Consider the following 19489-nt stretch of genomic DNA (forward strand, 5'->3'; position numbering starts at 1 on the left):
CTGATGCAGACTTCCGGTCACCTGCCACGGTTGACCACCAGGTCCACCTCCAGGACCTCACCGCGCAGTGGCAGGTGGATCAGCACCTCACTGGGTGCGGCACCGGCGGCATCCAGGGCCCGAGAATAGGTGTCCAACTGCCCGAGGTACTTCTCCCGCACATGCTGCACGGGATGCTCTCCGGGGTAGGTCTTGTGATCCACCAGCACGATGCGACCGTCGGGCAGGCGAAGCAGGGTGTCGATCCACCCTTCCATCACCTGATCGTCCTCGTTCCACCAGGTGATGGGCTGTTCGGTGAGCTGCTGAGCCCCCGGGCACCGGGTATGCAGGAACGCCGACCACGCCTCACCGGCCCGCAGCAGAGCATCGGCGCCGACGGACCGGGCTACCGCCCACCGCTCCACCAGTCGCTGCGCCGCTTGCTCGCGCTGCTCCGGGCTGAGCGCCTCCAACGGGAGGGACAGGTAAGCGTGGACGGCCTCGCCCACGCGGTCCCAGCCCGCGGAGCCCTTGCTCACCAGTGGCAACCCGATCTGCTGGGGTTCCGAGACCGTGCCGAGGTCATCGGCAGAGGCGACCGCGGATGCCTGGAAGCGGGTGGAGCGGCCGGGGGTCCCGGTGGCCGTGGGGACCTCGGGCCCACCCCTGGAGGGCAGGTCGGTGGCCGCCAGCGGGTTGCGAGTGGAGTTGTACTTCTCGACCTCGTCCGGGAGGGTTCCCCGCGTGGATCGCACCACGGCAGGCAGGGGGTCCGCACCCGCGATCTGCAGTGATGGCATCCCGGGTGACCACGACAGCAGTGGTGCCTGCGACGCAACGGCCCCCTGCGCGGCGGCATCGGACATCGCGTGCTCCTCGACCTGCACCAGAGCATCGAGCGCGGGGGCATGGCCCTCCCCGGAGAGCACCGTGACATCGGCCGAGCGGGTGAAGGCCACGTACTGCAGGCGCCCGGCCTCCTCTCGGTCCTGCTTCAGGCGCCGCTGCGCGTGCTTCGAGGCACCGAGCCCGTCCTGCACCGGAGCGTAGGAGTCCAGGAACTTCGGCCAGTACCGCGCGGAGCGCCCGGCCAGGGGAGCGGTGACGTCCAGCTGCGGGGCCGGGGCGATGAACGATCCCCAGGTGTGGGTGCGCTCGGTGGGCTTCGCCTCGAGCATCACCACTACCCGGGACCACTCGAGCCCCTTCGCCCCGTGCACGGTGCCCACCCACACCGTGTCCGGGGTGCCGGTGAGGTTCGGGCCGCGGTCGGACTCGTCCAGTGCGGCCCGCAGGCCGGTCAGGGTGATGGGACGGGAGTCCATGCGGGCCTGGTCGGCGTACTCGGCGGCCAGGGCGCGCACGGCATCGAGGGTGCGCAGTCGCTGGTCGGGCAGCGACCAGGTGCGGATCAGCTCGGGGAGGTCCAGGGCGTCGACCAGGGCGGCGATCATCTCGACGGGGGTGAGCAGGATGCAGCCCTCCCGCAGGGCATGCAGCCGGGCGAGGCTGGGATCCCTCCACCACTGCTGGAACACCTCCTGGCGCGCCCGGGCATCGGGGGCTGCGGTGAGCTGGGTGAACCAGTCGCGGTGCGCCCGATGGCCGGGCAGCAGGTCCACCAGCTCGGTGAGCGCCAGGGTGTCGCTGAGGTCCAGGGTCACGGCCAGGGCTGCGCGCAGGATCCTGCCCTCGCGGGTGGCGAGGATGCTCACTCCCTCACCGGAGGCAGGGATGCCGCGCGCGGTGAGCGCCTCGATCACCTGCTCCGCCTGGTGGTTCTTGCGCACCAGCACGGCGATGTCCGAGGGCCCGACACCGGGTTCGGCCAGCAGCTGCATGATGCCGTCGGCCACGGCGGTGGCGTGCTGCGCGAAGGGCTTGCGGCCCGTGCACTCGGGGATCCACGCCTCCAGCCGCCCCGGCGGGTGGCCCTGCGCTCGGCGCCGGGTGACGGCTTCCTCTGCGGCGGCCAGCGTGACACGTTCGATGGGCATGTGGGGGAAGATGCGCGGGAAGATCGCGTTGACCAGGTCCAGCACCGGTTCCTGGGAGCGCCAGGAATGGGTGAGGTCGGTGATCTCGCCCTTGCCCCATTCGGTCGTGCCGGCCTCCAGCAGCGCCAGCACGTCGAGCATGAGGGAGGGGTCGGCGTCGCGGAAGCCGTAGATGGCCTGCTTGGGGTCCCCCACCCAGATCTTGTCCTCGATCAGCCTGCCCAGCTCGAGGAACAGCTCGAGCTGGACGGGGGAGGTGTCCTGGAACTCGTCGACCGCCAGCAGGCGGAAGCGATCCCTGACGGCCTGCTGAGCCCGTGGACTGCTGCGGATCAGCTCGAGGGTGCGAACCTCCTGATCGACGAAGTCGATCAGCCCCAGATCGTCCTTGTACTGCGCGTACGCGTCGAGGGACCCGGCGGCCGTGTCCATCACCAGGTGGATCAGCTCCCGCGCATCGGCCTGCAGCACAGGATTGGCCAGCAGCTCGTCGGCGATCTGCTGGGAGATTCCCAGCAGCGCAGCATCCACGGCCTTGGCGTACGCGAAACCAGGGAGCTTCCTGCCTGCCTCTTTGGCGGCGGCCCGGGCCTCGGCCACCTGCGCGGGCTTCGCGAGCTTCGCCCATCCCGCCCAGGGGGCGCGCGAAGGATCGGCCAGGTCACGGCGCAGCTGCTCGAGGGGGTCGAGATGCTTGCGGATGGTCGCTGCAGCGCTCCCGGCGGCGGCATCGGCCTCGGCACGAAGGGCCTGCAGAGCACCGTCCAGCCCGGCCAGCCAGGCCTGCCTGCGATCCTGATCGGAGGCGGCCGGCAGTGCTGCGTCCCGGTACTCCTGCCACGAGGCCGCGGCCGCGGCGCGCAGCTGGTCCGCTCCGATGCGATTGGTGCGGGCCCGGCCGGCGAGGTCTCGCACGTGGGAGCGCCAGGACGGGGTGGCGCTGTAGGGGAGGGCAGGGTCCTCCTCGCCGTCGTGGCCGGTGCGCGCCAGCAGGTCGCCCGAACGGGCACCCGCGGCCGCAGCAGCGTCGTCGATGGCGGCGTTGAACGCGGCCTTCTGCCGATCGGCGTCCAGCACCTGCACGTCCGGGGAGATCCCGGCGTCCATGGCGAACTCGCGCAGCAGCTGCCCGGCCACCGCGTTGACGGTGCCGATCATGGCGCTGTCGATCCCGGTGGCGGCCTGGGCGTCGCCCACCTCCAGCAGGGTGCGCCGCACCCGGTCGGAGAGCTCGGCGGCGGCCTTGGTGGTGAAGGTGGTGGCGATCAGCTGGGAGGGCTGCAGGCCGCCCTTGATCCGCTCGGCGATGTCGTGGGTGAGGGTGTGGGTCTTGCCGGAGCCGGCGGAGGCGTTGATCAGGGTGAAGGTCATCGGAAGTCTCCCGTCATGCCGCACAGCTGGGCGTACTCGCTGGTGGCGCAGTAGCTGTCGACGGCCACCAGGCCCTCGGAGCGTGCCGCGGCCCGGGCGCCCTCCAGTGCCCTCCTGCGCTTGCTGTAGGGGGCGTCCAGCGGCAGGTTCGCGCCATCGAGCAGCGATCGGCAGCCGGCCACGGCCGTGCCCTCGGCGATCTGGTCCAGGGCGGTGGTGACCGAGCGCGTCAGGCGCTCCCAGGAGTCGCGCACGTCCATCGGGGTGCGACGGCGCGGGTCCAGCTCGCGGTCCGCGGCGACGAACTCCCCGGCATGCAGCAGGAAGTACCCCACCTGCGCGGGCTCGGCGAGCGACTCGGCCTGGTCGAGGGCCCAGGCGTAGGAGGCCAGCTGCACGGCGTCCCCGGTCTCGTACAGGTCCACGTAGCGGGTGCGGCTGCGGGACCACTTCAGGTCGATCACCGTGGGGCGCCCGGAGGCATCGCGCAGGTCCAGGTCGCGGCTGCCCACGAACTCGATGGTGCGCGCGCCACCGGCCAGCGGCAGCGTGAGGGGATGGGAGAAGCGCACCTCGGTGCCGGTGATCCGCAGGCCTGCTCGCGCCGTGCCCGCGAACAGGGTGCGCAGGGACCGCACGGTGCGGTCGTGCACATCGGCACGCTGCGCCGCGTGGCCGGGAAGGTCCAGCTCGGAGGCGAACTGGGGGACGAGGCGATCGAAGACGGAGGTGATCTCCTCGTCGGTGGGCGGACGGAGCGGCGCGCCACCGACGCCGTCGTCCCACCGCTGCTGCACCAGCTGCTCCACCACGGCATGCACCAGGGTGCCGATCATCCGGTCCCCGGTGGGCAGGGCGGCGACGTCCGCGGTGCGCACGCCGAGGGCGTGCTCGAGCAGCCAGTGCAGCGGGCACCCCACGAGGGTCTGCGCCGCGGTGAACGACAGGCGCTGCGGGAGCAGATGCACACCGGTGGCGAACTGTCGGTGCAGGTGCTCCGGCGGTTCCGCCCGGACCAGCCCGGGAACGCGCACCGGCAGTTCGACGCCGCCGAGCGCCCAGGTGCCGCCGGTGATCAGTGATTCGGGGCTGCGGCGGTGCGCTCCTGATGGCCCGTCCTGCCTGCGTGCGCTCTCCAGGTGGGCCAGCAGGCCGCTGGGCGGCGGTGATTTCTCCAGCCGGCGCCCGGGCAGCACCGCGATCACCTGCCCTGCGGTGCGCAGGCCCCGCAGGGCCGCATCGACGTGCAGGCCGGCGAGCTGCTCGGGATCGATCAGGTGGGCGCCTCCCGAGCGCAGGGCCTCACGCTCGGCCTGGTCCCATTGCACGGCGGTCGGGGTCTCACCGCCCTCGGGGGCCCACCACAGCACGGTGCCGCCCGCGGCCGCGACCTGTGCAGGGCGGGTGGTGACCTTCCAGGGCGCCACCTGCGCGCCGGCCAGCGGGGAACGACCGGACCCGCCGCATGCGTCGATGATCAGCTGCAGGGTGCGCCGTGAGAGCAAAGTGGCCGGATCGAGCATCCCCAGCACGGCCTGCAGGGTGCGCACCTGGGTGAGGGAGGCCAGCAGGTCCCCGTCCCCGCGGGAGACGGCCTGCAGCCGCTGCGACAGCCAGTCCAGCCGGGCCGCGACCGCCGGGGGCTGCAGACGATCCGCGGGGAGCGGGTCCGTGACCAGACGGTGGATCTCCTGGGCGGCCGTCAGTGCCTTCTCCGCGCTGGGGCGGAGATCCGCATCGGCGGCGGCGAGGCGCTCCTCGAGCTCGCCCAGGGCGCGCCGCCAGGCCGGGCCGCCCACGCCGGGCTCCTGCGTGAGCGCCCGCAGCAGGAGCCGACGGGCAGCGGCGGGCACCAGACCGATGGGCTCGGCATCGCGATCGGCCCCCGGGAGCACCCGCAGGTCCAGCAGGGCGGCGAGCTGGTGGACGTCCACCGGGGCGGTGGCGACGTCGAGGTACAGCCCCAGCACCTGGTGGTGGGCACGCGCGGTCGAGGGGGCGACCGCACCCGCCGCGGGCAGCCCGCGGCGCCGCAGTGCCTGATCCAGGATGGTGGTGTCGGCTCCTGCCAGGAGGGTGAGGGACGCACCCCCGGGGGCCTCGGGGGAGTGCGCGGCAGGTGCGGCGGGATCGGGTGCAGCCGGTGCGCGTGCGGCCGCGTGGGAGGCGGCCAGGTACCGAGCGGCGACGTCGGCGGCGGTCCATTCGTCCTGGCAGACCACCACCTCGAGGTGCGGGCCGGGCGTGGGCTGCGCTGCCGACGGCGCCTGCACCACGACCCCGCTGCGGGCCAGCGCGGCGAACAGCCGGGGCCACAGGCCGGGCAGTGCGGAAGGGTCCTCCTGTGCGGTGACCTGGGTGATGCCCAGCGGCCAGGTGCCGCCGGTGCGCTCCAGCTCCTCCAGCAGGGACAGCAGCTCGACCAGGTCATCAGCGGATGACGGGGAGAGGGTGGCCGGGCGCCCGGCGATGCCCGTGGTGCCGGGCATGCCGACCACCACGGCGGCTTCCACATCGCGCAGCGCGGCCAGCCGCGGTGGCAGTGGGCGGTCCGTGCCCGGAGGGTTCCAACCGGCCTCGACCGCTGCATCCCGCCAGCGCAGCAGCTGGCGGGCGGTGCTCCACGGATCCACTGGGAAGGAGCGGGACGGCCAGAACGCCTCGGGTTCGGAAGCGGAACCCAGGTGCTGGTGGATGAGCTGCATGTACTGCGCGATGCGCACGGCCTGGTCCACGGCGGGGCGGGTGAGGCCGAGCCTGGTCTGCAGTAGCTGCACCAGCCCACGGGGGCCCATCCGCACCTGCCCGTGCGCGGCGTGCCCGGGAGCATCGGCCCAGGCAGCGCCGTCGGCCGTCCATCCGAACTCCATCTGCATCCCTACCGGCCCCTTCCTTCCGGCTGGCGCCGGATGATCCCACCCTAGGGGCGGGCTGTGACCGACGAGGTCCCGCGCCCGTGGATCCGCCCGTCGCACTCACGGCCGCACGAGGGTGAGAATCCCCGTCACGGCCCCTTCGAGCGGCGCCACCATCGCCACTGGACCCGGTCGTGGGCAGGCGGGCCGGCCTCGTCGGGGGTGGGGACGGCATGAGGGGGCGGGGACGGCTTGAGGGGGCGCGACGGGTGTCAGCGGCCGACAGGCGCGGGCGACAGGACGGGCCGGCCCCCGCAGGGACCGGCCCGTGCCGATCGATCAGTTCGCGGTTCCGGGCTGTGCCCACGGCGGGACGTCGCCAGGAGCCAGCGGCTGCGCGGCCTGCTGTGCCTGACGGCGGGCGCTCTCCTCCCGCTGCTGGGCCTCGCGGCGGGCGCGGGCGGCGCGGTCCTTCTCCTGGCTGCGGCGGCGCTCCTCCGCCCGACGGCGGCCATCGGCATCCGAGGTGTCGGCGTCCGCGTCGGCCTCCTGTGCGGCCTGGGCCTGCAGCATGGCGTTGCGGATCTCGTCACCCATGGTGCCCACGGTGCCCGGGTTGGAGGGCAGGAACAGCACGTTGGAGCGGCCGTTGCGGGCCACGTCCTGCATGGTGTCGAAGTACTGCGTCATCAGCAGCAGCTGCTCGGCGGAGTGCTCGATTCCCACCTTGCGCAGCATCTCGTACTGCTCGGCGATGCCCATGGCGATGGCCTTGCGCTGGGCGGCCACACCCTCGCCCTGCAGGCGCTTGGACTCGGCCTCGGCCTCGGCCTGGGTGACGCGCTTGATCTTGTCGGCCTCGGCGAGGGACTGGGCGGCGACGCGGTCGCGCTGGGCGGCGTTGATGGAGTTCATCGAGTCCCGCACGCGCGAGTCGGGGGAGATGTCCTGCACGAGGGTGTTGACGATGTTGAAGCCGAACTCCTGCATGCGCGCCGACAGGGTCTGCTCCACGGAGCGGGCGATGTCGTCCTTGGACTCGAAGGCGGCGTCCAGCTCGAGTCCCGACAGGGCCGAGCGCACGGTGTCGAACACGTAGGAGCGGATCTGCGCCTCGGGGTTGGAGAGGCGGTAGTACGCGTCGACGACCTGCTCCTCCTTGATCACGTACTGCACGGCCACCGGCACGGTGACGAACACGTTGTCCTTGGTCTTGGACTCGATGTTCACCTCCAGCTGCTGGATGCGCAGGGAGATCGGCTTGGTGATGGAGTCGACGAACGGGGCCTTGAAGTTCAGGCCCGGCCGCGCCACGCGGCGGAACTTGCCGAACCGCTCCACGATCACGTTCTCCTGCGTGTGCACGGTGAACATGATGGAGGTGCGCAGGCCGCCGAACAGCAGCAGGGCGATGACGACGAGGACCACAAGGCCCACGAGCGCCAGGACGAGGAAGAGGACGATGCCGTCCATGAGGGTCCCTTTCGGATGAGTGCACGGATGTGAGCCACGCTACCAAGCCGCACTGGGCCCCCGCTGGTCGCGACAGAGGCCGGGATGCAGGTGGGGAGGGGAGGGGTTCAGGACAGGAACTCGTCCACCTCGGCGCGGGTGGGGGCGCTCTCGGTGCCCTTGCGGGTCACCGCGATCGCTGCGGCGGCGTTCGCGCGGGTGGCGGCCGATTCCCAGTCCGCCCCGAGGGCCCGCTCGGCCAGCATCACGCCGGTGTGGGTGTCCCCGGCGCCGTTGGTGTCCCTGGCTCTCTGGGGGAAGGCGGGGATGTGGGTGCCGCGGCCGTGGTGGAACACGGTGCAGCCGCGCTCACCGTCGCGCACCACCACCACGGCGTGCGCACCGATGCGGCGGCGCAGCGCGGCGGGGGTGTCCTCCAGGGAGTCCAGGCCGGTCAGCGCCCGCGCTTCGTCGGCATTGGAGGTCCACACGGTGGTGCGGGCCAGCACCCGCTCCTGCACCTCGGCGGAGAACGAGGCGAACGGCTCCCCAGGATCGAGCACCACCTCGACGCCCGCGGGCACCGAGTCCAGGAACGCCAGCAATGGTTCCCGGGTGGGCTCGAACAGGGTGTACCCGGAGATGCACAGCAGATCACCGGGCTGCGGGTCCAGCCGAGCCAGGGAATCGGCGGTGATCTCGCGCTCCGCCCCGTACACGGTGAGGAAGCTGCGCTCGGCCGACGGCTCCAGCAGCACCACGCAGTACCCGGTGTCATCGCCCTCGCGGGGGAGGTCCGACAGGGTCACGCCGTCGACACCGAGAACCTCGCGCACCAGGTCGCCGTTGGGGCCGGTGCCGTGGGCGCCGCCGTGCACGGCCTGGGCGCCGGTGCGGGCCGCGGCGATCAGGATGGTGGAGGCACCTCCGGCGTAGCGCTTCTCGCTGCTGGCGTTGACGTTCCCGCCGCGCGGTGGCAGCGAGGGCACCTCGAGGATCACGTCCACGAGAGCCTGGGCGGTGTGCAGCACGCGAGGCATGGGGCCAGTGTAGGCAGTGGCACATCGAGCGCTGGGAGCAGGACCATGGCGGCCCTCGCCGTCTCCGCGGTGGACAGGCTGTTCAGCGGTCAGGGCCGCTGCACGCGGCGAGCGGTGATGATCTGGGCGATCCTGCCTGTGATCGGCAGCAGGCACATCAGCGCGAACAGCAGCCACAGGGACACGGTGGTCGCGAGCCCGGGACCGAGGATCCACACCGGCACGAACAGCAGCATCGCCAGGATCGGGGTGGAGATGATGCCCGTCCCCGCCAGCAGAGACCATCCCAGGGGTGCCACCTTGCGGGCACCGATGGTGCGCAGTCGGTCCAGCCGTACCAGCATCAGGATGTCCAGTGTGAGAGCGGCGATCGCGAACGCCGCGATCAGCAGCACGCCTCCCACGCTCGTCACGAACCAGCCCAGGAACACGTCGACGCCATGCATCTTGTTCCCGTCGTACGGTCCGGCCAGAACGTCACCCCACTGGACCATCACCATGGTGGCGATGAACGGGATGGTCGTGACCAGCACCAGGGCGATGCCCACCAGGCCGCCCCACAGGCCCAGTGTCCTCGTTCCCCGCAACTCCGCTGAGAACGGATCCGCAGGGGAGGCGGTCGGTCCGGATCGGTCTGCGCCGTGAGGGCCCGGCGCCGGTGGTGGCAGGGCCATCACAGACCAGCCGACGTCTCGACGGCCTGCCGGATGGCACGCTCGGCGTCGAGCTCAGCGGCCACGTCGGCCCCGCCCACCACGTGCACCCGCGGGGTGCGGCCGGAACGAGCGGCCAGCAGCTCATCGGCGAGGGTCCGCTCGGAGACCTGCCCGGCGCAGATCACCACGGTGTCGACCTCGATCAGCGTCTGCTCCTCACCCACGGTGATGTGCAGGCCCTGCTCGTCGATCCGCTGATACGCCACCCCGGTGTGCTGGACGACGCCCGCACGGCGCAGCTCGGCACGGTGCACCCAGCCGGTGGTGCGGCCCAGGCCCGCCCCGATCTTCGTCTCCTTGCGCTGCAGCAGGTGCACCTCACGGGAGCGCCGCCCGTCAGCGGGCACGGCGGCATCGGCGGCGGTGGTGATAGTGCCGGGGGCGCCGGTGTCGTCGGGGGTCTCGCTGTCCGGCGCCACGCGCGGTTGCGGGCGAGGGCGCGGCAGGATCCCGCCGCGGCGCTCGGCCGGATCCACCACGCCCCAGTGCTCCCGCCACGTATCGGCATCGAGCGTGGGGGAGGGCTGCGGCGCGGTGAGGAACTGGGCCACGTCCACCCCAATGCCGCCCGCGCCGATGATCGCCACCCGCTGGCCGGCCTCCGCGCGGCCCTCCAGCAGGTCCGCGTAGGAGATGACCTGGGGACCCGCGGCCGCGCTCTTCGAAGCGTCGGTGGCGTCGGGGGTGTCGTCGACCGGGGCGTCGGTGGCCGGGCCGTTCCCGTCGGGAGCGAAGCCGGGCAGGTCCACGGCGCGTGGTGCCACGCCGGTGGCCACGATGACGTCGTGGAAGCCCAGCAGGTCCTCCGCGGTGGGGCGGGTGTCCAGGCGGATCCCCACCCCGGCGGCCGCCAGGCGCATCGGCCAGGAGTGCAGCAGCTGCCGGTAGTCCTCCTTGCCGGGGATCCGGGCGGCCATCCGCAGCTGCCCGCCCAGCTCACCCGATGCCTCGAAAAGTGTCACCACATGGCCGCGCTCGGCTGCTGCGAGTGCCGCCTCGATCCCCGCCGGGCCTGCGCCCACCACGGCCACGCGGCGACGCCTGCGCTCCAGCACCGGGGTGAGCACCAGCTCCGTCTCCCTCGCGGCGCGGGGGTTGACCAGGCAGCTGGCCCGCTGACCGTCGAACACCTTGTCCAGGCAGGCCTGGTTGCAGGCGATGCAGGGCACCACCTGCGAGGCGCGGCCGTCGGCCAGCTTCCGCGGCAGGTGCGGATCCGCCAGCAGGGGGCGTGCCATGGAGATGAGGTCCGCCTGGCCGTCGGCCAGGACCTGCTCGGCGACGGCCGGGTCGTGGATGCGGTTCGAGGCCACCACCGGCACGTCCACGCTCATCCGCAGTCGCTCGGTGAGGGGCGTGAACGCGGCCCGCGGCACCGAGGTGACGATGGTGGGCACCCGTGACTCGTGCCAGCCGATGCCGGTGGACAGCACGTCCACGCCGCGTTCGGTGAGGCCCCGGGCCAGCACCATGGTCTCCACCCAGTCCTGACCCTCGGGCACCAGGTCCAGCAGGGAGATGCGGTAGCTGAGCAGGGCGTCCGGCCCGATCGCCTCGCGCACCGCAGCGGCCACGGCCAGCGGGAACGCCCGTCGCGCCTCCGCGCCGCGGCCCCACCTGTCCCGGCGGCGGTTGGTGGCCGGGGCCAGGAACTGGTTCAGCAGGTACCCCTCGGATCCCATCAGCTCCACCCCGTCGTACCCGGCCTGGACGGCCCGGTGCGCGGCGGCGGCGAAGTGGTCGATGGTGCGCTGCACGCCGCGGCGGGTGAGGCGCCGGGCCCGGAACGGGGTCAGTGGTGACTTCCCTGCGCGGGCCGAGGCGGCCAGGGGGTGGAAGGCGTAGCGGCCCGCGTGCAGCAGCTGCAGGATGATGCGGCCATCGGCCTCATGGACCTCCCGGGTGATCACCCGGTGGCGCTCCATGGTGTGCTCATCGGCCTGCCCGCCGCGCGGGGTGAGGCGGCCGGTGCGATCGGGGGAGTAGCCGCCGGTGACGATCAGGCCCACGCCGCCGCGGGCGCGCTCTGCGACGTAGGCGGCGAGCTTGTCGGCATCGGCCGGGGAGTCCTCCAGGCCCACGTGCATCGAGCCCATCACGATGCGGTTGCGCACCTCGAACCGCCCCAGGTCCAGGGGGGACAGCAGGCGGGCGTACCCGGGCCGTGGAGTGCGCATGGGCCGATTCTGCCAGGTGACCGGCCGGACACCGACCGATAATGGCTCGCCTGCGAGTGCGGGAGCGTGGTGCACTGCGGTCATGCAGATCACGATCCGTCCCCTGGACCTCTCCTCCGACCACGAGCTCGAGCAGTACGCCGCCGTGGTTCGGGCCAGTGACGACGTCGCCTTCGGTGGGCACGAGGAGCAGTCCGTGGAAGAACTGCGAGTCGACTTCGCCGACACCCCCTACTGGCATCAGGAGCGCTACATCGCCGTCGGTGAACTGATGGAGGGCGGCGAGAGCGTGGTGGGCACCGGCTCGTTGATGTTCCCGCTGCAGGAGAACCTCGAGACGGTGCACCTGGGCATCACCACCCATCCCGCCGTACGGGGTCACGGGGTCGCCACGACGCTGCTGGAGCAGGCCCTGGTGCCCGCGATCCACGAGTCGGACCGCTCCTTGATCTCTGTGTACGGCGAGATCCCCGCCGAGGGCGACGTGGACGACCCGGTTCTGCCCGCCAACCGGCTCGGCGCCCGCCTGGGGCTGTCCCGCAAGAACGTCGGCGTGTGCCGGATGCTGCCGCTGCCGATCGACGACGCCCTGCTGGACCAACTGGAAGCCGAGGGTCAAGAGAAGCTCGGCCAGTACCGGATCAAGCTGTGGGGGGACGAGATCCCCGAGGAGCACCTCGAGGCCTACGGACTGCTGCTGCGCCAGATCGAGCTGGACGAGCCCGACGAGGAGGTGGAGCACGAGCCGGCCGAGTACACCCCCGAGAGGATCCGGGTGCTGGAGAAGCGCCGCCGCGAACGAGGTGTGCGGGCCCTGATCGCGGTTGCCGTCGCCCCTGACGGCGCCATCGCCGGCAACACCGAGGTGCAGTTCCAGAAGGCGGAGGGCACCACCATCGCCTGGCAGGAGAACACCCTGGTGATGCCCGAGCATCGCGGGCACCGGCTGGGCCTCGCGCTCAAGGTCGCCACCCACCGCCTGCTGAGCCGCGAGATGCCGGCCGTGCAGTCCCTGCTCACCTTCAACTCCCACGTGAACCCCTGGATGATCAGCATCAACGACCGTCTCGGCTACCGGGTGGCGTTCCGCGAGATCGCCTTCCAGGGCCGCCCGGACCTCAGCGGTGGTCTGCTGCCATCGACGTCCGGCACCGGCAGTGCCAGGATGGGCGCATGAACGAGAACTCCACCCCCGCCACAGCCGTCCCGTCGGGCGAGTCCCGGATCGTCACCGCCTCCCGCGAGGTCCGCGCCCCCGCGGTGCGGATCTTCGAGCTGATCGCCGAGCCGTCCGAGCAACCCCGCTGGGACGGCAACGGCAATCTGCAGGAAGCCGCGGAAGGGCAGCGCGTCCACGCCGTGGGCGACGTCTTCGCCATGCTCAACACCAGCGGCAAGGTGCGCGAGAACCACGTGGTGGCCTTCGACGAGGGCCGTGAGATCGCCTGGAAGCCCGCCTCCGAGGGGGAGCAGCCGGCCGGCCACCGCTGGGGCTGGCGCCTCACCCCGCAGGGAGAGAACAGCACCCTGGTGGAGCACAGCTACGACTGGACCGAGCTGACCGACGAGCGCCGCTTCGAGCGGGCCCGCTCCACCACCGCCGAGAACCTGCTGGCCTCGATCGACCGCCTCGCCGAGCTCGCCGAGAGCGGGGGCGCCGGTCACGTGGATCCCGACGGTGGCACCGACACCGTCGCCTAAGCCCCATGAGCTCCGGTGACCTGGTGCCGCGGGAGGACCCGGTGGATGCGGCGATCGCCCGGGGGGACTTCGACGACCTCGCGCTCGCTGGCAAGCCCTTGCGCCTCCCGGCCCGGCACGACCCGGACTGGTGGATCAAGCAACGCATCGACGCGGACGACGTGGACCGCGACGCCCTGCTGCCGGTGGTGGTGCTGCTGCGCCGCGAGCACGACCTTCGCGATGAGACCCTCGCGGCGCTGCTGACCGAGCAGGACGTGCGCGACTACGCCGAGGACTACACGCGGCGGGTCCGGGACGACCGGCTGCGGAACCCCCTGGCGCGCATGCTCGCCCCGGAGCTGGATCCCGATGTGGCGGTGGAGCGGTGGCAGCAGTTGCGGGCGTCGGCCGGTGGGCCGTTCGACGGCGAGGACGGGCCCGAATCAGAACCTGCCGCGGACGGTACTGGGCCGTCGGGGACCGGTATGAGCGCAGGAACACGACGCCAATGGTGGCCGTTCGGGCGACGCACCCTCTGAGCAGAACTCGCCTCCGTCGACTCACGCCCGCTGTGCGCCGACTCGCGTTCCGTCCAGGTCAGCGCGCACCCACCACACCTGACCCGAGCCGATCACCCTCACCGCCCCGTCGTTCTCGAGAACCACCGCCGTGTCCTCATCGATCGCGACCGCCTCAGGGCACAGACCTCCCTCGACCAGCCCAACGGCCCGGCTCAGGGTCCCGGCCTGCGCGGCGTGGGAATCCACCAGCCACGGCACCAGTCCCAGCCCGGGCAGGACGGTGAGCTCGTCCAGCTCTTCTGAGCACTCCTGCGAGCAGACCTCGACCCCGCTCAGGCGGTAGCCGCCGGCCAGGGACCGGGTGGCGGCGATCATCGCCCCGGCCGAGAAGCCGAGATAGGGCATGCCCGCTGCGACGCGTTCCTGGATCACAGGGGCGAAGGGTGCGAGCGCCTCCCGGTACACCGGGGTGGGGCCACCGCCGACCAGCAGCGCCCCGGCGGTGCGGATCTCCTCTGCCACGGGGCCGCCGTCCAGCGGGACCACGCGCACGTCCGCATCCAGCGGTGCGAGCAGCTCCAGGTAGTCCCAGGCGAACCGTGCGGCGATGTGCGCGGAGCCGGTCAGGAGGACGGCGACATGCTCCACCGAGGTCGACCGACAGGTCTCCAGGAAGGGGGCTACGACAGCGGGGGACCGCGTGGTGTCGGGCCCGCCACCCACCAGGACGATGCTCATCTTGTGCTCCTACCTGGAGGGTGAGCGGGCTTCAGTGACAGCTAGCAATGACTGGCCGCCTTCGTCAGATGGTGGAGCCGTAACGCTGGCGTGCAGCCTCCCCACTGGTCCCGATGGCCTCGCCCACCTCGCGCCACGACATGCGCTGGTGCCGAGCTGTGTGGACAGCTTCTGCCAGTTCACTCTCAGAGGCGTCGCGCCTCCACGCAGCCAGTCTTACCGCCATGAGCGGAGGAAGAGCCGCGTCCTCATCGTCTGCCTTCGGACTGTAGTTCTCGAACGCATCAGCGAACTCATCGGCTCGGGCCTTGATGTCATCGAGCGAGCGTCGTGTCATGGTCATTCACCTCAAGAACTTCGGTCGGGCCGGGTGCATGGCGTGTGCGATGGCGATGACGCCGTGCCATTCGATGACTCCGACTTCGATCAGGGTCCCGGACTCGTCCGGGCCTATGAACATCGTCATCGAATCGTCCTGCACGAAATGACGAACGGGGAATCTGAGGGCGTGGAGCATCGACGATTCAGAAACCCCGTGCCGATGGGCGCTGGCGAGGATGACCGGCTCTGGCTCCATGAACAAGACTAGACGTAACAAGTAACCTTGCCAAGGGGTGCGGTTGGCCGGTTCCTGCCCACCTGCACCCCCCGCCCTACTCCCTCCGGCGCGTGGCCAGGTCGCGCGGCGGCCGGGCCAGCACCAGCGTGCTGATCAGGGTCAACGCCGTTAGGGCGAGCAGACCCGCCCCGAGTGCCACGGGTAGCGACGCGACCGCGGGCATCGGTCCGAACATGTCCAACCGACTCATCGCCCCGACCATCGCCACTGCCACCAGGGCGCCAACGGCCAGCCCGGCCGGGATCCCGGCGGCCAGCACGATCAGTGCCTGGGTCATCCCGTAGCGCCGCACCTGCCCCCGGCTCGCCCCGACAGCCTGCATGGTCGCCAGGTCTGCCTCCGTCTCCCGGCGCCCCAGTGTCACCGACAGCACCGTTGCCGCGATCGCCAGGGCCGTGAGCAGCACCAGCACGACTGCGCCCTGTGCGGGGAGACGACCGTAGGAGACGAAGCCGAGCACGTCCGGCTCGGGCCGGGTCGCCGGCCACACGACCGTGGTGATCTCGAGCGCCGCATCGGAGAAGTCGGCAGACGCCACACCGTCCAGAGGGTGGGTGGGCTCCACGATCTCGCCCACGTACCTGACGTCCAGGCCCAGCTCCTCGGCGGTCTGCGGGCTGAGGGCCACCGTCGGCTCGAAGCCGCGCAGGAACATGCCCGCTTGCGCGCCCAGGGGCCGCCCTGTGCCGGCCATGTCGTCACCGTCGATCATCCGCAGGTCCACCAGGCCGTCCTCTCCCACCCGCGTGGCGTCGCTGACGATCACGCCACCGTCCGCCAGCACCTGTGCTGCCCGTTCGGCCCCCGGGATACCGGTGGCCCGCATCGCCTCCGGCTCCAGCACCGTCACCTGGTTGCCGAGCCATGTCGGGAAGGACAGCCCCGGATGGTAGGCGTCGTCCCAGGGCACGCACTCCAGGGGAGCGCCGGGCTCGGTGGCGGAGCGGAACGACGGACCCTCGTCCGTGCCGCATGCCCTCCCCGGCGCCGGGGCTGCCTCCAGCCAGGTGCCGGGGTCGCGCATCGAGTACACGGGGGCGTGGGCCCTGATCAACCCGTCGGCCTCCAGCTCCGCGAGCACCGAGCCGATGATCGCGCGGTCCACCTCCTCGCTGATCGGGGTCTGCATGCCGATCATGGCGCGGCCCGGCGTGATCATCGACGTGGCGGCGGCCAGTTCGCTCGACTGCCGGGAGCCGACGACGGTGGTCAGCAGCGCCACCGACGCCGTGCAGGCCAGCACCGCGATCACCGCCGGGGCGGTGCGCCCCAGGTGTCGGGTGGCATCCTGCGCAGCGGCCCGGGCCATGGTCGCCCCCGGCGCCGTCCCGAGCACCCGGCCGACCAGGTGGATCAGCGTCGGCACCACGATCACCGTCCCCAGGCCCAGCATGAGCAGGCCGACCAGCAGCACCAGCAGGGCGATCGACGCGGGCGCGATCGAGGCGAGCAGCGCCAGCACCCCGCCGCCGGTCACCAGCAGCACGCCGATCCCGGTGATCAGGCGGCTGCGCCAGGGGGTGTCGGAGACCGTCGGCCGACGATCCGCGAGCGCATCCACCGGGTCCGCGGTGGCCACCCGCCGTGCCGGGGGCACCGAGGCGAGCACCGCTAGTGCCGTGCCGGCGGCCAGCAGCCCCACGGCACCCCACCAGGGAACCGGGCCCATCCCGGTGTACGAGACCTCCGCGGCGAGGCGCCGCAGCAGCGGCAGGGCAGCGAGGGCGACGAGCAGACCGAGGAGCGATCCGATCATGCCCAGCACCGCGCCCTGCAGCAGGAACATCGCACCGGCGTCCCGGGGGCGGGCACCGATCGCCACCACCAGTCCCAGGGCGCGCCGCATCCGTTCCGCACCCACCGTGAGCGCGGGGGTGACCAGCACGATCAGCAGGGCGGCCATCCCCATCACCGTGGCACCAAGCATCATCGCCGACAACAGTGCGCGCTGCGGATCGATCGGCACCGGGTAGAGCTGGTCCGCCGGCGGGTAGTCCTCGAGCGGCCCGCGCGAGATCGTGCCCACGCCGTGCCCGTTCAGCTCCTGCACCTGAGCCCAGGTGATGGGGGCGGGGCCGGTGGCCAGGAAGTGCCGGTCCACCCCTGCCTGGTCGGCGCCGATGGCGGGCGCGATCCAGGCGGGAAGGGCCCACGCCTGCACGTCCTCGCCCTCGACGATCCCGGAGACCCGGTAGCCGCGCACCGCGTTCTCCACCACGGCGGCGACCCGGCCATCGGTGGATCGCCATCCGGTGTCCGGTGGGGCGATCAGTTGGATCTCGTCCCCGATGCCCACCCCGGCCGTGCGCGCCGCGGCCACGGTCAGCACCACGTCCTCGGTGGCCTGCGGGGCCGTGCCCTCCGTGAGGGAGGGCAGCAGCAGGTCCAGGGTCTCGGCGTCGGCCTCGCGCAGGGACATCGTGGTCAGCACCGCGGCGTCGAGCTCACCGACCACCACACCGGTCTCCGCCGGGCGCTGCTGGTCGGGGGCGATGTCCAGCGCCGTGGTGGCGATCAGCGGCGGGGAGTTCCACCACTCGTGCAGCACGGTGCCCTCGGGCAGTGCCGCCGCAATGGCCTCGGGGGTGGCTGGTGACGCGTCCGTGAGGCGGGGCATGGGTGTGATCGCCTCGGGCAGCTGCCGGATGGGCCCACCGACGGTGGTCGCACTGATCACGGCCTGCGTGCCGTCGGGGATCGAGGCGAGGGCGCGGTCCCGGGAGGTGACCTGGGGTGTCACCCCGCTGAGCGCGATCAGGGCCACCGCGATCGGCAGGGCGATGATCGCCAGCATCAGCGCGGTGCGTCCGCGGTGCCGCACGGCATCACGCAGCGCCAGGCGCAGGATCGGCCTCAGCCCGCCCACGGGAACTCCTCGGGGGCGGCCACACCGACGACGCGGCCGTCACGCAGCTGGATGGTGCGGTCGGCCCAGGCCGCCAGGCGCGCCTCGTGGGTCACCAGCACCACGCTGGCACCGTCGTCGGCCCGCTGCCGCAGCAGGGCGACGATCTCCCGGGCGGTGGTGGAGTCCAGTGCGCCGGTGGGCTCGTCGGCCAGCAGCAGGCGCCGCGGCCCCACCAGGGCGCGGGCGATCGCGACCCGCTGGGCCTGCCCGCCGGAGAGCTCCTCCGGGCGGCGGCGCCACAGCTCGCCGACCCCCACGGCCTCCATTGCGTCCCGAGCCTCCTTCGCGGCCTCACGGGGGCGGATGCCGGCCAGCTCCCGGGGAAAGGCGACGTTCTCCGCGGCGGTGAGGGCCGGCAGCAGGTTGAGGTCCTGGAAGACGTAGCCCACCTTCTCCCGCCGCAGCTGCGCGAGCGCGGTGGAGGAGATGGAGGCAAGGGACTGGCCCTCCACGAGGACATCCCCGGAGGTGGGCCTCGCGAGCCCGCCGGCCAGGTGCAGCAGGGTCGACTTGCCGGAGCCCGAGGAGCCCATCACCGCCACGAACTCTCCGGGCGCGACGGCGAGGTCCACCCCGTCCAGGGCCCGCACCTCGCGCGGTCCGGCGCCGTGCACCCGCACGGCGCCGCGGAGCTCGAGCACGGGCTGGGTGGTGATGGGCCCTGGGGTGACGGGCAGTGCACCGTGACCGGACCGGCCCGTGCCGCTCATCGTCTCGCCTCGTCGCGCGCGGGTGCGACGCGGCTGTCCGAGCGCTCGCGGTGGGAGCTGTCGTGAGGGGAGCCGCCCGCCCGCGAGCGACGGGAGGCGGCCTTCTGGAGGGTGCCCTCGATGTCGTCGAGCCAGCGCAGTTCGGCTTCCAGGCTCACCAGGTGGTGCTCGAGCACCAGGGCCGCGGCGAGGTCGGCTTCCTCGATGCCGCGGCGCACCCGGGTGGCCTCGTGCAGGGCCGAGAGGGTGGCGGTGCGCTGGGTCTGCAGCAGGGAGGCCACGTCGATGCCCGGCACGGTGACGGCGAGTGCGAACTTCACCACCAGTTCCTGACGGTCCGGCTGGCTGCGCTCCACGGCGCTGGCCCACCACAGGGCGAGTTCGGCCCGGCCCTGGTCGGTGAGGGACCACAGGCCGGCGGTGGAGTCGTCGGCATCCTCCTGGGAGCGGACGATCCGGCCGTCCCGCTCGAGGCGGGACAGGGTGGTGGAGGCCTGGCCGATGTTCAGCGGGCGCACCTGCCCGGTGGCTTCGTCGAAGGCCTTGCGTAACTGGTAGGTGGTGGCGGGGCCGGCGCTGAGCAGCGCGAGCATCGCGTGGTGGATCGACACGGCAGGATCTCCGATGGTTACCGAGCAATGGTTACGAGGTAATCATGTGGCCGTGGGGGAGGGGTGTCAAGGGGGATGCGGGTCCGAACTCCCCGCAGGCGCAGGTGCA

The 19489-nt window shown here is 72.2% G+C and carries 15 protein-coding genes; 3 read left to right on the top strand and 12 right to left on the bottom strand.

Features of this window, described 5'->3' with window-relative positions; genetic code table 11:
• Nucleotides 1–17: 17 nt before the first annotated feature.
• From JOD52_RS01370 to JOD52_RS01395, 6 genes are all read right to left on the bottom strand, one after another.
• Nucleotides 18–3350, bottom strand: coding sequence for a UvrD-helicase domain-containing protein (locus JOD52_RS01370; protein ID WP_204408561.1), 3333 nt, complete (start codon nt 3348–3350; stop codon nt 18–20).
• Nucleotides 3347–6220 carry a PD-(D/E)XK nuclease family protein gene (locus tag JOD52_RS01375; RefSeq protein ID WP_239551694.1) on the bottom strand — a complete coding sequence of 958 codons (2874 nt, stop codon included), beginning with the start codon at nt 6218–6220 and terminating at the stop codon, nt 3347–3349. The genes JOD52_RS01370 and JOD52_RS01375 overlap by 4 nt, the downstream gene beginning before the upstream one ends.
• 324 nt (nt 6221–6544) lie before the next feature.
• Complete coding sequence (locus JOD52_RS01380) at nt 6545–7678, bottom strand: SPFH domain-containing protein (protein ID WP_204408563.1); 1134 nt, start codon at nt 7676–7678, stop codon at nt 6545–6547.
• Between the two features lie 107 nt (nt 7679–7785).
• On the bottom strand, nt 7786–8697 hold the full coding sequence (locus JOD52_RS01385) for a PfkB family carbohydrate kinase (RefSeq protein WP_204408564.1): 912 nt from the start codon (nt 8695–8697) through the stop codon (nt 7786–7788).
• A gap of 89 nt (nt 8698–8786) precedes the next feature.
• Nucleotides 8787–9284, bottom strand: a complete 498-nt coding sequence (locus JOD52_RS01390; protein ID WP_204408565.1) for a hypothetical protein — start codon at nt 9282–9284, stop codon at nt 8787–8789.
• A gap of 86 nt (nt 9285–9370) precedes the next feature.
• Nucleotides 9371–11590, bottom strand: a complete 2220-nt coding sequence (locus JOD52_RS01395; RefSeq protein ID WP_204408566.1) for an oxidoreductase — start codon at nt 11588–11590, stop codon at nt 9371–9373.
• A gap of 82 nt (nt 11591–11672) precedes the next feature.
• Here JOD52_RS01395 and JOD52_RS01400 point away from each other — a divergent pair, with 82 nt between their 5' ends.
• From JOD52_RS01400 to JOD52_RS01410, 3 genes are read left to right on the top strand one after another with little or no spacing between them, the layout of a single operon-like run.
• Complete coding sequence (locus tag JOD52_RS01400) at nt 11673–12767, top strand: GNAT family N-acetyltransferase (RefSeq protein WP_204408567.1); 1095 nt, start codon at nt 11673–11675, stop codon at nt 12765–12767.
• The gene (locus JOD52_RS01405) at nt 12764–13291 is read left to right on the top strand and encodes an SRPBCC family protein (protein WP_017824885.1); all 528 of its coding nucleotides are present in this window, start codon (nt 12764–12766) and stop codon (nt 13289–13291) included. The genes JOD52_RS01400 and JOD52_RS01405 overlap by 4 nt, the downstream gene beginning before the upstream one ends.
• A gap of 5 nt (nt 13292–13296) precedes the next feature.
• Entirely contained in the window at nt 13297–13812 is a 516-nt protein-coding gene (locus JOD52_RS01410; protein ID WP_204408568.1) for a DnaJ family domain-containing protein, read from the top strand.
• A 21-nt stretch (nt 13813–13833) separates the two neighbouring features.
• On the opposite strand, the gene JOD52_RS01415 is transcribed toward JOD52_RS01410, so the two are convergent.
• The 6 genes from JOD52_RS01415 to JOD52_RS01440 form a co-directional block, all read right to left on the bottom strand.
• Nucleotides 13834–14532 (bottom strand): Type 1 glutamine amidotransferase-like domain-containing protein, encoded by a 699-nt coding sequence (locus JOD52_RS01415; RefSeq protein ID WP_204408569.1) that lies wholly within the window; start codon nt 14530–14532, stop codon nt 13834–13836.
• Nucleotides 14533–14596: 64 nt separating this feature from the next.
• Nucleotides 14597–14869 carry a hypothetical protein gene (locus JOD52_RS01420; protein WP_150108530.1) on the bottom strand — a complete coding sequence of 91 codons (273 nt, stop codon included), beginning with the start codon at nt 14867–14869 and terminating at the stop codon, nt 14597–14599.
• A gap of 6 nt (nt 14870–14875) precedes the next feature.
• Nucleotides 14876–15109: a hypothetical protein gene (locus tag JOD52_RS01425; protein WP_204408570.1), complete on the bottom strand. Its 234-nt coding sequence runs from the start codon at nt 15107–15109 to the stop codon at nt 14876–14878.
• Between the two features lie 76 nt (nt 15110–15185).
• Nucleotides 15186–18017 carry an ABC transporter permease gene (locus JOD52_RS01430; protein ID WP_204408571.1) on the bottom strand — a complete coding sequence of 944 codons (2832 nt, stop codon included), beginning with the start codon at nt 18015–18017 and terminating at the stop codon, nt 15186–15188.
• On the bottom strand, nt 18005–18769 hold the full coding sequence (locus JOD52_RS01435) for an ABC transporter ATP-binding protein (RefSeq protein WP_239551695.1): 765 nt from the start codon (nt 18767–18769) through the stop codon (nt 18005–18007). Before JOD52_RS01435 ends, JOD52_RS01430 begins: the two co-directional genes overlap by 13 nt.
• Complete coding sequence (locus JOD52_RS01440) at nt 18766–19380, bottom strand: helix-turn-helix transcriptional regulator (RefSeq protein ID WP_204408572.1); 615 nt, start codon at nt 19378–19380, stop codon at nt 18766–18768. Before JOD52_RS01440 ends, JOD52_RS01435 begins: the two co-directional genes overlap by 4 nt.
• Nucleotides 19381–19489 lie beyond the last annotated feature (109 nt).

Origin of the sequence: Brachybacterium muris (assembly GCF_016907455.1) — a bacterium.
In the GTDB taxonomy this organism is placed as follows: Bacteria; Actinomycetota; Actinomycetes; order Actinomycetales; family Dermabacteraceae; genus Brachybacterium; species Brachybacterium muris.